This window comes from Rouxiella sp. WC2420 (genome assembly GCF_041200025.1).
GTDB lineage: Bacteria > Pseudomonadota > Gammaproteobacteria > Enterobacterales > Enterobacteriaceae > Rouxiella.
Window position 1 is genome coordinate 829,925 of the sequence record NZ_CP165628.1, and the last position, 13,964, is coordinate 843,888.

General features: G+C 51.6%; 16 protein-coding genes. 13 read left to right on the forward strand and 3 right to left on the reverse strand.

Translation table 11 applies throughout. The annotated features are described in order from the left end of the window. Positions 1 to 47: 47 nt before the first annotated feature. From alsE to AB3G37_RS03980, 8 genes are all read left to right on the forward strand, one after another. A complete protein-coding gene (gene alsE, locus AB3G37_RS03945; protein WP_369789766.1) occupies positions 48 to 728 on the forward strand; it encodes a D-allulose 6-phosphate 3-epimerase in 681 nt (226 codons plus the stop codon). A gap of 15 nt (positions 729 to 743) precedes the next feature. After that, positions 744 to 1,712, forward strand: coding sequence for an allose kinase (gene alsK / locus AB3G37_RS03950; RefSeq protein ID WP_369789767.1), 969 nt, complete (start codon positions 744 to 746; stop codon positions 1,710 to 1,712). Continuing rightward, positions 1,709 to 2,653, forward strand: coding sequence for a ribokinase (locus AB3G37_RS03955; RefSeq protein WP_009637936.1), 945 nt, complete (start codon positions 1,709 to 1,711; stop codon positions 2,651 to 2,653). The genes alsK and AB3G37_RS03955 overlap by 4 nt, the downstream gene beginning before the upstream one ends. Positions 2,654 to 2,746: 93 nt before the next feature. After that, the gene (locus AB3G37_RS03960; protein WP_369789768.1) at positions 2,747 to 3,619 is read left to right on the forward strand and encodes a carbohydrate ABC transporter permease; all 873 of its coding nucleotides are present in this window, start codon (positions 2,747 to 2,749) and stop codon (positions 3,617 to 3,619) included. Continuing rightward, on the forward strand, positions 3,609 to 4,511 hold the full coding sequence (locus AB3G37_RS03965) for a carbohydrate ABC transporter permease (protein ID WP_369789769.1): 903 nt from the start codon (positions 3,609 to 3,611) through the stop codon (positions 4,509 to 4,511). The genes AB3G37_RS03960 and AB3G37_RS03965 overlap by 11 nt, the downstream gene beginning before the upstream one ends. A gap of 9 nt (positions 4,512 to 4,520) precedes the next feature. Beyond that, positions 4,521 to 5,348 (forward strand): phosphodiesterase, encoded by an 828-nt coding sequence (locus tag AB3G37_RS03970; RefSeq protein WP_369789770.1) that lies wholly within the window; start codon positions 4,521 to 4,523, stop codon positions 5,346 to 5,348. Continuing rightward, positions 5,348 to 6,460, forward strand: a complete 1,113-nt coding sequence (locus AB3G37_RS03975; protein WP_369789771.1) for an ABC transporter ATP-binding protein — start codon at positions 5,348 to 5,350, stop codon at positions 6,458 to 6,460. Before AB3G37_RS03970 ends, AB3G37_RS03975 begins: the two co-directional genes overlap by 1 nt. Beyond that, positions 6,453 to 7,757 carry an ABC transporter substrate-binding protein gene (locus AB3G37_RS03980; protein ID WP_009637941.1) on the forward strand — a complete coding sequence of 435 codons (1,305 nt, stop codon included), beginning with the start codon at positions 6,453 to 6,455 and terminating at the stop codon, positions 7,755 to 7,757. The genes AB3G37_RS03975 and AB3G37_RS03980 overlap by 8 nt, the downstream gene beginning before the upstream one ends. Before the next feature lie 152 nt (positions 7,758 to 7,909). Here AB3G37_RS03980 and AB3G37_RS03985 read toward each other — a convergent pair whose 3' ends face one another. Further along, complete coding sequence (locus AB3G37_RS03985; RefSeq protein ID WP_369789772.1) at positions 7,910 to 8,518, reverse strand: HD family hydrolase; 609 nt, start codon at positions 8,516 to 8,518, stop codon at positions 7,910 to 7,912. Positions 8,519 to 8,840: 322 nt separating this feature from the next. Between AB3G37_RS03985 and AB3G37_RS03990 the strand changes: the two genes are divergently transcribed. Then, positions 8,841 to 9,485 (forward strand): hemolysin III family protein, encoded by a 645-nt coding sequence (locus AB3G37_RS03990; RefSeq protein ID WP_369789773.1) that lies wholly within the window; start codon positions 8,841 to 8,843, stop codon positions 9,483 to 9,485. 76 nt (positions 9,486 to 9,561) lie between these two features. Here the strand turns inward: AB3G37_RS03990 and ygfZ are convergent, their stop codons facing one another. Then, positions 9,562 to 10,554: a tRNA-modifying protein YgfZ gene (gene ygfZ / locus AB3G37_RS03995; RefSeq protein ID WP_009637944.1), complete on the reverse strand. Its 993-nt coding sequence runs from the start codon at positions 10,552 to 10,554 to the stop codon at positions 9,562 to 9,564. 286 nt (positions 10,555 to 10,840) lie between these two features. Between ygfZ and sdhE the strand changes: the two genes are divergently transcribed. Continuing rightward, positions 10,841 to 11,107: an FAD assembly factor SdhE gene (gene sdhE / locus AB3G37_RS04000; RefSeq protein WP_009637945.1), complete on the forward strand. Its 267-nt coding sequence runs from the start codon at positions 10,841 to 10,843 to the stop codon at positions 11,105 to 11,107. Beyond that, positions 11,088 to 11,555, forward strand: coding sequence for a protein YgfX (locus AB3G37_RS04005; protein ID WP_369789774.1), 468 nt, complete (start codon positions 11,088 to 11,090; stop codon positions 11,553 to 11,555). The genes sdhE and AB3G37_RS04005 overlap by 20 nt, the downstream gene beginning before the upstream one ends. A gap of 77 nt (positions 11,556 to 11,632) precedes the next feature. Here AB3G37_RS04005 and fldB read toward each other — a convergent pair whose 3' ends face one another. Next, on the reverse strand, positions 11,633 to 12,151 hold the full coding sequence (gene fldB / locus AB3G37_RS04010; protein ID WP_009637947.1) for a flavodoxin FldB: 519 nt from the start codon (positions 12,149 to 12,151) through the stop codon (positions 11,633 to 11,635). A 155-nt stretch (positions 12,152 to 12,306) separates the two neighbouring features. Between fldB and xerD the strand changes: the two genes are divergently transcribed. Beyond that, complete coding sequence (xerD, locus tag AB3G37_RS04015) at positions 12,307 to 13,188, forward strand: site-specific tyrosine recombinase XerD (protein ID WP_037378917.1); 882 nt, start codon at positions 12,307 to 12,309, stop codon at positions 13,186 to 13,188. A 25-nt stretch (positions 13,189 to 13,213) separates the two neighbouring features. After that, positions 13,214 to 13,921: a bifunctional protein-disulfide isomerase/oxidoreductase DsbC gene (gene dsbC, locus AB3G37_RS04020; RefSeq protein WP_369789775.1), complete on the forward strand. Its 708-nt coding sequence runs from the start codon at positions 13,214 to 13,216 to the stop codon at positions 13,919 to 13,921. Positions 13,922 to 13,964: the final 43 nt, after the last annotated feature.

Here is a 13,964-nt window from a genome sequence, read left to right on the forward strand (position 1 = left end):
CGACATTTAACCTGTATATCGGCCTCTGGGGCCTTTAGGAAAACGCCATGGAATATAAAATTTCACCTTCGTTAATGTGCATGAGCCTGTTTGATATTAAAGAACAATTATCGGTGCTCAACCGCCGCGCTGACATGTTGCATATCGACATTATGGACGGGCATTACGTGAAAAATATCACACTGTCGCCGTTCTTTATCGAGCAGATCCGCCCGCACACTCAGCTGGTGCTTGATGTTCATATGATGGTGGAAAACCCGACCGATTTCATCGAAGCGATCGCCAAGGCCGGTGCCGATTTTATCTGTCCGCATGCTGAAACGATCAATCGCGATGCGTTTAGGGTGATCAACCAGATCCGATCGTTTGGCAAGAAAGTCGGCATCGTGCTTAACCCGGCGACGCCCGTAGAATTCATTCAGCACTACATTCACCTGCTGGATAAAATTACCATCATGACTGTCGATCCTGGCTATGCCGGGCAGCCATTTATCCCGGAAATGCTTAATAAAGTCAGCCAGCTGCGTGATCTAAAAAACAAACACGGCTACAAATACCTGATCGAAATTGATGGATCCTGCAACGAGCGCACTTATCAGGATCTGATGGGCGCAGGCGCAGAGGTATTAATCGTGGGCACTTCTGGCCTGTTTAATCTGGATAAAGATCTGGATAAAGCCTGGGACAAAATGCTCGATCAGATGCGTCTGGCACGTCAGGCAGCCTAAGGGCAGGAGAGCCGTATGCAGCATTTTCTCGGCGTAGATATTGGCGGCACCAACACGCGTTTGATGTTGATGGATGAGAATCAGAATTTTCAAGGATATCAAAAGGTCGCGACGCAGTCCTGGGCTGGACTCAGCGATCCTTTAAACGGACTTCAACAGCTTATCAGTGACTATTTGCATCAGGTTGGGAAAACGCTGCAGGTCGCCAGGATTATGCTCGGTCTGCCGGGGATCCTTTCGCGCGACCGGCAGACTGTGCTGTCGCTGCCGTTTATTCCGTCGCTGGATGACCAGCCGGTTGCGGTGTTGCTCAGCGATCGTCTGGGGCTACCGGTAGTGATGGATAAAGACGTTAACCATTTGATGTGGTGGGATTTAACCCGTCTTCCCCAGCTTCCTGATGTGGCAGTAGGTTTGTATCTCGGGACCGGAATGGGCAACAGTCTGTGGTTGAACAGGGACTTTTATCACGGTGCGCACGGCGCAGCAGGAGAGTTGGGTCACATTCCTCTGGCTGGAAATCCGGCATTTTGTCCCTGTGGCAAAACCGGCTGCGTCGAGACTCTGACTTCGGGTAATTGGCTGGCCGGCTGGAAAAGACAGCATGCTGCCAATACAGCCTTTGAACAGGTGTTTGCTATCTACGGCGAGCATCCGGATCTGTTGGAGTTTGTGGAGCGACTGGGGCGGACGATTGCTACCGAGATGAACATTCTCGATCCGCAAATTCTGATCCTCGGTGGCGGCGTATTGTCGATGGCCGGATTCCCGCTGACGCGGCTGGAGCAGCAGATCCGTAGCCATCTGCGTGGCCCGCAACCGGCCAACGGCCTGAAGATTGTGCTCAGTGGTGTGACTGACGAGACCGGCTGTCGTGGAGCCTGTCTGGCGGCGCAGCGAGATTTTCATCGTTTTGAGCCCACCGATCAGCGTGGTGAACCATTGGGTTCCGGCATAGAAATGCCCGTAAGGAGAAAGGCATGAAAAAAGGCAAAGTCTGCGTTCTTGGCTCATTTAATCTGGATATCGTGGCGGGAATGTCGCGTTTCCCGCAACCGGGCGAATCATTGATAGCTCATAACAGCATGATGGGCGCGGGGGGCAAGGGGGCGAACCAGGCCGTCGCCGCGCTGCGCGCCGGAGCTCGGGTGCATTACATCGGCAAGGTAGGGCGCGACGATTTCGGTACCTTTGCCCGTCGCCACCTTGATAGCGCAGGATTTGACGCGGTAACGCTGTTTTCTACCGGTGATTTTCCAACGGGTAATGCTTTGATTTACGTCGCAGGGGTCGATGCGGAAAACATGATCGCTGTCGATCCGGGGGCCAATCTGACTTTCACGCAAGAAGAGATCGAGTCTTGTCGTCCGGCGATTGCCGCCGCCGATATCCTGCTGACTCAGCTGGAAAACAACCTTCCAGCGATCGAGAAAGTCATTGGTATCGCCAAAGAGGCGGGGACTTATATTATTCTCAATCCTGCTCCTTTCCAGCCGGTATCCGATGCGCTATTGGGGCAGGTCGATTTGCTGACCCCCAACGCCACCGAGTGTTCGCTGCTGACCGGAGTCCAGGTTCACGATTTGCCTTCTGCCCGGCTGGCGGCGCAGCTTTTACATGGCAAAGGTATTAATGCGCTGATCATTACTTTGGGCACGCAGGGCGCGCTGTTGTCGGTGGCGGGTGAAACACAGCTGGTTGCCGCATTCCCGGCAGTACCCAAAGATACCACCGGCGCAGGTGACGCCTTTAACGGCGCATTGGCGGCCCAGCTTTCTAGCGGTGTAGCGCTGGCTGAGGCGGCAACTTTTGCCTCGGCTTATGCTTCGGTGTGTGTTGAAAGGGCTGGCGCGGCATCATCGATGCCAACTTATGAAGAAGCCCTGGAGCGTCAAAACAGCGCGCAACCGCTGCTTGTTCAATAACATTTAGGTAGTAAATAATCACCAGAATGACATTTTACTGAAATACAGAAGGACTAGGGTAAGCATCCTATCAAGACCCGCTGGAAATTAGCGATGCGACACAAGATTTTCCCTTATCTGATTTTACTGCCGACACTAGTCTTTCTGTTAGCTTTTACCTACTTCCCGCTGCTGCAGTCAGCGATGGACAGCCTGTTCGACAGCCGCATGGCGAGCGACAATCCGCCGTTTGTCGGTCTGCAAAACTATCAACGCCTGTTTGCGGATGGCGTCTTTTGGCGCGCGCTGCTCAACAATATCGCCTATATCCTGATGACAGTGATCCCCGGTATCGTGCTGGCCTTGCTGCTGGCGGTGGCACTGTGGGAAAACACCGGCCTGAATCGCTGGCTGCGCACTGCTTTTTTCTTCCCAATGATTATTCCGCTGGTCAGTGCCGCGACACTTTGGCTGTTTATCTTTATGCCCGGCATGGGGTTGCTTGACTATTATCTCGCCAAATTTTTCGGTCCGCAAAACAATAACTATCTCGGCATGAGCAATAGCGCGCTGATTGCGTTGAGCGTAATCGGCGTGTGGAAATTTGCCGGTTATTACATGCTGTTTTTCCTCGCCGGATTACAGTCAATTCCTGCTTCAGCCCGCGAAGCCGCGCTGATGGAAGGCGCAACGCGCACGCAGGTTTTCTTCTATATCACTCTGCCACTGCTGCGGCCAACCCTCAGTTTTGTAATTACTATCGCGCTTATCTATTCGATAACTCAAATTGACCACGTTGCGGTAATGACTCAGGGCGGTCCGAATAACGCCACCACCGTGCTGCTCTATTACATTCAAAGCCTTGCAAATGACACCCACGATTTAGGCAAAGCATCTGCCGCCACCTTTATCACCCTGCTGCTGCTGTTTGCTTTCTCCGTTCTCAATTTGCGCGTTCTGGAAAGAGGAGCCCACCATGAGCGTTGAAACTTCGCCACAGCCCCTGTTGAAGAAGTCTGCCGCCGTGGGAGCAACGGCTCGTCGAAGTTCGCTGCTGTTGCGGCGCAGCTCGCGTATGACACTGCCGATCTTGCTCTGCTGTGCCGCGCTGCTTTGGCTAACGCCGTTTATCTGGATGCTGTCGTCAGCGTTTAGTGAAAGCAGTTTTTCAGCGGATATGGCCTCAATGCTGCCGCGTTTTCCGCTGACTTTAGACAATTTTAAGCAGGCCTGGGAAAGCGCCGATTGGTTGCGTCTCTACGCCAACACGATTTTCTTCGCTTTCGGCACCTTTCTGGTTCAACTGGTGACCATTACTACCGCCGGTTATGTTTTTGCCTATCACGAATTTCGCGGCAAACAGACGCTGTTCTACCTGTTATTGATTCAGCTGATGATTATGCCGGTAATCATGATGGTGCCCAATATGATGATCCTAAAACACATAGGCCTGCTGAATACGCTAACCGGCACCATGATGCCGTATTTCGCCTCGGCGTTTGGCGTGTTCCTGATGCGGCAGGCATTTCTCGCTATTCCGAAAGAAATTGAAGAGGCCGCGCTGATGGAAGGCTGCCGCTGGTGGCAAGTGGTGTTTCGCGTACTGATCCCAATGTCTTGGCCGGCGATCATGGCGTTCGCCACCGTCAGCATCACCTATCACTGGAATGAATACTTATGGCCGCTGATGGTGCTCAACGATCCGGACAAGCAGGTGCTGACCGTGGGTCTGGTGTCGTTTGCCATGGGGGGCGAGTCAGGCGGCCAGTGGGGATTAATTACCGCCGGAACACTGATGGTGTGCTTCCCGCTGATGCTGGCTTTTATTCTCTTTCAAAAACAGTTCCTTAAAAGCTTTGGCTTTTCAGGCATCAAATAAGGATTTCACATGTTTCTAGCTCAAATCTCCGATATGCATTTCCGCAGCCACGGCCGCAAGCTGTATGATTTCATTGACGTTAATGGCAGCAACGCCGAAGTGGTGAGCCAGCTCAATGCGCTGGAAGAACGCCCGGATGCGGTGGTGATTACCGGCGATATCGTTAACTGCGGTTTAGCCAGCGAATATCAGGTGGCGCGTCAGACGCTGAGCAATCTGCATTACCCGCTGTATATCATTCCCGGAAATCACGACGATAAAGCCCAATTTCTTGAGGCCATGGGCCCGCTGTGCCCGCAATTGGGCACTGACCCGCAAAACATGCATTATGCGGTCGATGATTTCGACATGCGCCTGCTGTTTATTGACACCAGCCTGCCGGGAGAGTCCAAAGGCTGGCTGACGCTGGAAACGCTGTCATGGCTGGAAGCGCAGCTGGAGCAGGGCGGCGACAAACCGACCGCAGTTTTTATGCATCATCCACCCATGAAACTGGGTTCAGCGCAGATGGACCGCATCGCCTGTGAAAATGGTGACCAGCTGCTGGCGCTGATTGACCGCTTCCCGTCTTTGGTTCGCGTATTTTGTGGACATACTCATCGTCTCATTTTTACCCAGTATCGACAGGCGATTATCACTACCATCCCCGGTACTGTGCATCAGGTGCCGTACTTCCACGAAAATCCTGCGCCGTATTACAACCTCGAGCCCGCCGCCTGTCTGATGCATCGCCTGGTAAATAACACCGGTCTGGTCAGCTATCTGCATCCCCTGACGCAGTACGCGGGTCCATATCTTTACGACGCGAATATCAGCTGCCCGGTGGATGAAAAATAATGTCGAGTATCCGTCTGGAAAATATCAGCAAGCAGTTTGAAGGCAGCATGGCGGTCAATAATTTGTCGCTGGAAATCGCCGATGGTGAGTTTCTGGTGCTGGTGGGGCCGTCCGGCTGCGGCAAGAGTACGCTGCTGCGGCTGCTGGCTGGCCTGGAGCAGGTGAGTGAAGGGCGGATTTTGCAGGCGGGCACTGACATTACCGACCTTGAACCACGAGAGCGTAATTTCTCGATGATTTTCCAGAACTATGCACTATTTCCGCACATGACCGTCGAGCAGAACATCACTTTCGGCATGCGCATGCGTAACGAACCCAAGTCACAGCATCGTGCACGGGTGGATCGTGTCGCAGATTTGTTGCAGTTGGGTGAGCTGCTGGGCCGCAAACCGGGCAAGCTTTCCGGTGGACAGCGCCAGCGCGTGGCCATGGCGCGAGCCATTGTTCGGGACCCGAAACTGTTTTTGATGGACGAACCGCTGTCGAATCTTGATGCCCGTCTCCGTACAGAAGTTCGCGACGGCATTATGGTCCTGCACCAACAGTTAAAAACCAGCACCGTATACGTGACGCACGATCAGATGGAAGCCATGACCATGGCCGACCGTATTGCGGTGCTCAACGGCGGACATTTACAGCAGATAGGCAAGCCGCAGGAGCTGTATGCGCATCCCGCCAATCTGTTTGTTGCCGGATTTATCGGCACTCCAGCGATGAACATTTTCAAACTTCCTTGCCGCGACGGCGTGGTGATGGTCGCCAATCAGGCAGTGAAATTACCTGATACTGCTCATGCTCGTCAGTTGACCGAGGTGTATTTGGGCATCAGACCCGAGCATATCAACGATAACGTGGGCATCAACGGCGGGGAACTTCATCAATCTGACGAATGGGTCATTCTGGAGGCTTCACTGACCTACTGCGAGCTGCTGGGGGCTGATTATCTGAATCATGCACAAACGGCGCTCGGCGAAATCCGCTACCTGAGAGAAAACCGTGGCAATGCACCACAGGCCAATCAACAGGTTAGCTTGAGCTTTTCATTGCAAGACCTTCACTTTTTTTCAGGCCAAAACCAGCAAAATTTACACCGGGAGAGTTCACATGCGTAATATCAAGGCGCTCACCTTAGCAGTCACCATGATGACTGCAGGCGCTGTATCAGCTAAACAGAATATCGATTTTATGTTTCCCGCGCCGGTAGACGGCAAACTGACAATGGAAATGACTCGAGTAATCAAAGAGTTCAACCAGTCACAGAACGATGTCGAGGTGCGCGGTATTTTTACTGGCAGCTATGATACCACCAAGGTCAAGGCCGAAGCAGCGGCGAAATCCGGTGAGCCACCGGCGCTGGTGATTATGTCTGCCAACTTTACTGCCGATCTGGCGATTAAAAATGAAATCCTGCCAATGGACGAACTGTTCAAATACGGTAATGAAAAAGCCACGCCGTTCCTGACAGAAAACTTCTGGCCAGCGATGCGTCAAAATGCGCAGGTCAATGGCGTGACCTACGCCATTCCTTTCCATAACTCGACGCCAATCCTTTATTACAACAAGGACATGTTCAAGAAGGCTGGAATCGATCATCCACCGACTGATTGGACGGAGCTGCTGGCCGACGCCAAAAAATTGACCGACCAGTCAAAAGGGCAATGGGGCGTGATGCTGCCTTCAACCAATGATGATTACGGTGCCTGGATTTTGTCTGCACTGACCCGTGCCAATGGCGGTAACTACTACAATGCCGATTATCCCGGTGAAGTCTATTACAACCAGCCATCGACCATTGGCGCGTTGCGTTTCTGGCAGAATCTAGTGTATCGCGACAAAGTCATGCCCGAGGGCGTGCTGAATTCTAAACAGATAAGCGCAGCTTTTTTCTCCGGCAAGCTGGGGATGGCGATGTTAAGCACTGGTGCGCTGGGCTTTATGCGTGAAAATACCAAGGATTTTGAGCTGGGCGTGGCGATGATGCCAAAAGAAGTACGCAACGCAGTGACCATTGGCGGCGCAAGTCTGGTGAGCTTTAAAGGTATTTCTGAAGATCAGAAAAAGGCAGCGTATACCTTCCTGCAATACCTTGTCAGCCCGAAAGTAAACGGCAGCTGGAGTCGATTTACCGGCTACTTCTCACCGCGTATCGCTTCTTACGACACGCCGGAAATGAAGGACTATCTTGCCAGGGATCCGCGCGCGGAAATCGCCTTGCAGCAGCTGAAATATGCTCAACCGTGGTACGCAACCTATGAAACAGTGGCTGTGCGTCAGGCAATGGAAAACCAGTTAGGAGCCTTGATGAATGATGCCAAGCTGACGCCGGAAGCGGCAGCCGCAGCGGCGCAAAAGCAGGCTGATGAAATTATGATGCCATACAACCAGCAGACTGCATTAAAAGTGCCTTAATTTATCCGCTGTCATTTATGCACCACAGCCATATAAATATTTCAACATTTCCCCCGGTTACTGGATTTTCCAGACTGCCGGGGTTTTAATTGCTGCTTTGTCGTTTTAAATCTCATTATTAATCAAAGTCTAATGAAATTTTTAGAGCGAGATTACTTTAACCAGCCCTGCTCATACGCATGGTTGAGGTGCACAAGCAGATGCTCCCACAGTTGCGGGTTAATTTCGCTGATAAAGGCGTTGCGCGACAATACCTGCTCAAGGCGAATGTTGTTCTCGACCCAGCTCTGCCCCTGATTGCTAAGGTTCATCACCACCGGCAAGACACGGTCAATGACCAGGGCAAACCGCGCTTCTGGCGTTTCGCCAGCTTCGTATTCGTCCCACAGGTCGCGAAATTGCTGATTCAAAGGAGCAGGCAGCAGGCCAAACAGGCGACAGGCAGCTTCGACCTCTTTGGAATGAATAGCTTCACGGGCAGCCAGATCGTAGACAAGCACGTCACCGGCATCGATCTCTACGATGTCATGCAGCAGCGCCATGCGAATAACTTTTTGAATATCGACGTCTTTACCGGCAAAAGGTGCCAGACTCATCGCGGCAACGGCGAAATGCCAGCTGTGCTCCGCCGAGTTTTCCTGACGCTGCGTACCCAGAACCTTGGTACGGCGTTGCACGCTTTTCAATTTATCGATTTCCATAAGAAATTGAAAAATTTCGGTCATCGGGCCGAAATCAAGTGCCGGGGAGGCTACGGACATAATTACACCTTAGTCATTAGAGACGGCTATTTCAGAAAAATCCTTTAACCCTGCATTTCAAATGCATTTGAGTTAATACGATAAAGCTAAAGAGTAAAAAAATCATGCTTTAAGCATATTTGATACTAATTATCCCAGACACAGCCCTCAGCATTCAGACATAAATTGTAAAGTTGCTTAAGGGGTAGTTACATCGGCATATACAATTTTTAAGCTTACACGTGTACACTGGAATCGTTGTCAGCTAGAGTGCCAATGCACAAAATTGTTTAATTTCTGGTCGTGGTAATTATTAGCTTCCTGGTCTCGAGGTTCTCAATAAATGGATAAAGTTTCACCACATCGATATCCGTGGGCAGAAGAGATCGCCAATAGCATAAGTCATGGCGTTGGCATCGTTTTAGGCATTGTCGGCCTAGTGCTGTTATTGGTTCAGGCTGTTGGCGTCAATGCCAATGTCACTGCCATTACCAGCTACAGCCTTTACGGCGGCAGCATGATTTTGCTGTTCTCTGCCTCTACGCTTTATCACGCTATTCCACATGAAAGGGCCAAATATTGGCTTAAAAAGCTCGATCACTGCGCAATCTATTTATTGATTGCCGGGACATACACGCCGTTCTTGTTGGTCGGGCTCGATTCCCCGTTGGCAAAAGGGCTGATGATCGTTATCTGGTCCATCGCCGGTTTTGGGGTGATTTTTAAACTGGCCTTTGCACACCGCTTTGAAGTGCTGTCATTGGTGATTTATCTGACGATGGGCTGGCTGTCGCTGATTGTGATTTATCAGCTGGCAATGAAACTCTCGATAGGAGGTGTCATCCTGCTGGCAGCCGGGGGCATCATCTATACGCTTGGCGTGATCTTCTATGCTTCCAAGCGTTTTCGTTTTGGCCATGCAATTTGGCACGGCTTTGTGTTGGGCGGGTGCTTCTGCCATTTTCTGGCAATTTATTACTACGTCTAAAATTTATTACTACTTCTAACTTGTTCCCCAGCGTTGCGCATAGGCGAAGCGCTGGGGTGATTGCCTGGTTAACCTATTATTTATCTTCTTCCAGAGAGTACGGCAGTGGCTGAACTCGCAAAGTACTGCTGGCTTCATCACGCACGCGCAGCACACTGTCAGTGTCTAAATCATTGTTTAGCACCGCCTGAACCCACACTGCGCCATCATTAAGCTGAACGGCAGCCAATACTGTGCCTGTTCTGCGCCAGTTCTCGCCAAGTTGAAGCTCAAGATCGTCTCCCGCGGCCGGAACTTTGCTGGATTTACCCGCCAGCCAATACAGTGCTCGCTTGTTCGCCCCGCGATACTTGGCGCGTGCAACCATCTCCTGGCCCGCGTAGCAACCTTTGGTAAAACTGATACCTTCAAGCGCCTGAATATTAGTGGCCTGTGGAATAAACTGCACACTATTAACGGTATCGATAATTGGGAATCCGGCTTCAATGTCCAGCGCCAGCCACTGTTGGCTATCGTTCAACTGAGCCTGTTCGCCGATTTCCTCCGTTATCTGCTGCGCTTTCTCCGGGCTAGTGACAATCAGATAGCGCTCGGCAGGCAGTGGTAGATAAAGCAGTGTAGATTCATCTTCTTGCACCACCTGAGTCGTTGCGTCAGGCAGGGTGGCGAAGATACCTTTCAGCGCCGCGCTAGCCTGGAAACCGGCGACGCCAAGCAGGACCACGTCATCATCGGCAACGAAGGTAATTTTAGAGAACACTGCGTACTTCTTCATCTCGGTCATCTGCTGATCGCGCAGGTTGCGGCGCTCGATAAACGCCATGCCATCGCCGCGCTTGAACAGACGCATATTGCTCCACATTTTGCCTTTGGCGTCGCAGTGGGCGCAAAGCACGTGGTGTTCAGGAGCCAGCTTCTCGACGTCGGCGGTAACCTGACCCTGCAAATAAGAGAGAGTATCGGCCCCGGTCATGGTGACCAGCGCCCAGTCTTCCAGAGACACAACGGTCAGAGGAAGGTGCGACGAAGATGAAGGTTTTTGCGGAGGAAACGGGTACTTGTACGTCATGTGATGTCCTAATCCTGGGCAGCTGATGCAGGGATGTATACAGGCATGGTAAAAGAGCTTACCCGCTTTGAAAACACTTATTGCTACTCTTTACGGGATGTCTCGCATCGATTGCTTAGTTGTTGCCGGAGATGCCGGAACTTTTGCGGCATGTCGTCCAAAAATTAACATCCTGTGGCATCAGTGAGCTGAAAAGTTACGCCTCAAGACCCTGGGCTGATAGAATCCCCCCTGAAATGATAAAAATCAGATTTGCCGTATTTCTACAAAAATGGATACCCGCACAATGGATATAAACAATAAATCCCGCATCCAATGGGCCTGCCGCCGAGGCATGAAAGAGCTGGATATGGCCATCATGCCGTTCTTTGTGTATGAGTTTGATACCCTTAGCGATGAAGATAAAACGCAGTTTGCTCGCCTGCTGGAGTGTGATGACCCGGATCTGTTTAACTGGCTGATGAACTACGGTGAGCCGAACGATCTCGAGTTAAAACGTATTGTTAGCCTGATTCAGACGCGAAATAAAGACCGTGGCCCTGTGGCAATGTGATCTTCGCGTGTCGTGGCGTAGCCAGCTGTTTTCGCTGGCTGTTCATGGCATGGTGATTTTGCTGATTCTGCTGCTGCCGTGGCCGCCGGGCGACTGGATAATCTGGTTGGTATTGCTGGTGATCATGGTTTCGCAGGCAATCCGCAGTCAACGCCGCATCAGCGCCAGACACGGTGAAATAGCACTGTTGGCACAGGATCGACTGCTGTGGCGTAAACTTGAGTGGCGTATCAGGCAGCCTGTGTGGATGATCGACAGCGGAATACTGTTATCACTGACACGAGAGCAAAAGCGCCGCGGGTGGCGTCGGATATTTCGCAGCAACAAACAGAAACTGTGGCTCGCATCTGACAGCATGAGCGAGGCTGAATGGCGGCATTTACGGCAAATTTTGCTTACCGGCAAGCGCGATTCGGAGCCGGCCAAGAACCACCACCACCCGCTTTAGGCATTCTCGCAGGCGGCTGGCAGTTCTTGCTTTTGTTCATAAGGCCTTTAACTTGCAGAGTTAGGTATTTGCTGCGACTAAAGCAGGGCGTCCATCTCGAGCAGGATTTGATCGCACCACTCTTGCAGTCGGTCTTCGCTCATTTCGAACTGATTAACTTCATCCAGCGCCAGACCGACAAAATGTTTTCCATCGGCGCTTAGAGGCTTGGGACTGGTGAACTCGAAGCCTTCAATTGGCCAGAAACCGATGAATTGCACGCCTAAAGGAAGCAGTCGATCGTAGAGCATGCCCAGAGCATCGAGGAACCACTCACCGTAACCGAGCTGGTCGCCCATGCCATACATAGCAACGATTTTACCGCGCAGGTTCAAGGTGGCGAGCTGGTCCCAGACTGCCTCCCAGTCTTCCTGAATCTCGCCAAAGTCCCAGGTAGGAATCCCAAGGATAAGTATGTCGTAATCCTCCATTCTGGATGGCTCGACATCTTTTAAATTGTGCAGTTCCACCAAGTCTTCGCCCAAAATTTCGCGAATTTTCTCTGCTGCCATTTCGGTGTAACAGGTGCTTGAACCGTAGAAAAGACCGATTTTCATTATTCTTGCTGCCGTACTGAGTCAATCAATGAATAGCGTTGAGTGTACCAGACTTGTGCCAAATTAAGGCATAATGCGCGGGTGTTACCTTCACTGTAAGCAATGCCTGGAAACAGGATAAAGGAGAAAATGTGCCTAAACCAGACGATGGCCAAATGCTGGTCGAGCAGTTTCTCGATGCACTATGGCTGGAACGAAACCTCGCCGAAAACACTCTGGCTTCCTATCGTTTGGACCTGAAGTCGCTGCTAAGCTGGCTTGAACATCATAATACCGACTGGCTTCGGGCGCAGGCTATCGATTTGCAGTCGTTCCTGGCCGAGCGGGTTGACGGCGGCTACAAGGCCAGCAGTTCAGCGCGCCTGCTGAGTGCCATGCGACGTTTTTTCCAGTATCTAAACCGCGAATCGCTGCGTGAAGATGATCCGACCGCGCTGTTGTCTTCGCCTAAATTGCCACAGCGCTTGCCAAAGGATCTTAGTGAAGCGCAGGTGGAGTCGCTGCTTGCTGCTCCCAGCACTGACATCCCGCTGGAGCTGCGCGACAAGTCGATGCTTGAGCTACTTTATGCTACCGGTCTGCGTGTTTCCGAGCTGGTGGGATTGACACTCAGCGATATCAGCCTACGTCAGGGCGTGGTCCGCGTGATTGGTAAAGGTGATAAAGAACGATTAGTGCCGCTGGGGGAAGAGGCAGTGTACTGGCTCGAAAACTATTTTGAGCACGGCAGACCCTGGTTGCTCAACGGACAGTCACTAGACATTGTTTTTCCAAGCAATCGCAGCCAAAAAATGACACGTCAGACATTCTGGCATCGAATAAAGCATTATGCTGTGCTGGCAGGCATTGACGCCGAAAAACTGTCGCCTCACGTGCTGCGACACGCTTTTGCCACCCATTTACTGAACCATGGTGCGGACCTGCGCGTGGTACAAATGCTTTTAGGTCACAGCGATCTGTCGACCACACAAATTTATACTCATGTAGCAACGGAGCGTTTAAAGCAGCTACATCAACAACATCACCCTCGTGCCTGACCTGAGGGAAACACAGGACGTAACGATGAAAAAAAGTGTCATGATGCTGGCCCTGCTAGCCTCCGGTCTGAGCAATATTGCCCATGCCGATGAAGCCGCAATGAAGGCGACTTTTAGCAAGATTGGTCTCGAAAATGCTGAAGTTAGCGCCTCGCCGGTAAAAGGTTTGAAGGCAGTAACGACGCCACAAGGCGTAATTTATGTCAGCGAAGACGGTAAGTACGTGCTGCAAGGGCCTTTATACGATGTCAGCGGCGAGCGCCCCGTGAATCTCAGTAATCAGGCATTGATCACTAAACTCAACGCTTTGCAAAATGAGATGATCGTTTATAAGGCGGCAAAAGAGCAGAGGGTGATCACGGTTTTCACCGATATTACCTGTGGCTATTGCCATCGCCTGCATCAGCAGCTGAAAGGCTATAACGATCTCGGCATAACCGTGCGCTATCTGGCATTCCCGCGCGCCGGTTTAGATTCGCCAACCGAAAAACAGATGCAATCGATCTGGAATACCGGCAATCGCAATAAGGCATTGGACGAAGCGATGCGCGGAGAAGAGGTTTCGCCGATTGCCAAAACTGCCGATAGCAAGGTTGATATCTCCAAACATTTTGAGCTGGGCCAGCAGCTTGGCGTAACGGGTACCCCCGCTGTGATACTTGAAGACGGTACACTTGTTCCGGGCTATCAACCGCCTGCGGCCATGGCCGCCATGCTTGGTATTAAAGCCTAATTAATTTACGGGCGCGAAGATTGATAGCCGCGCGCTCTGGTAA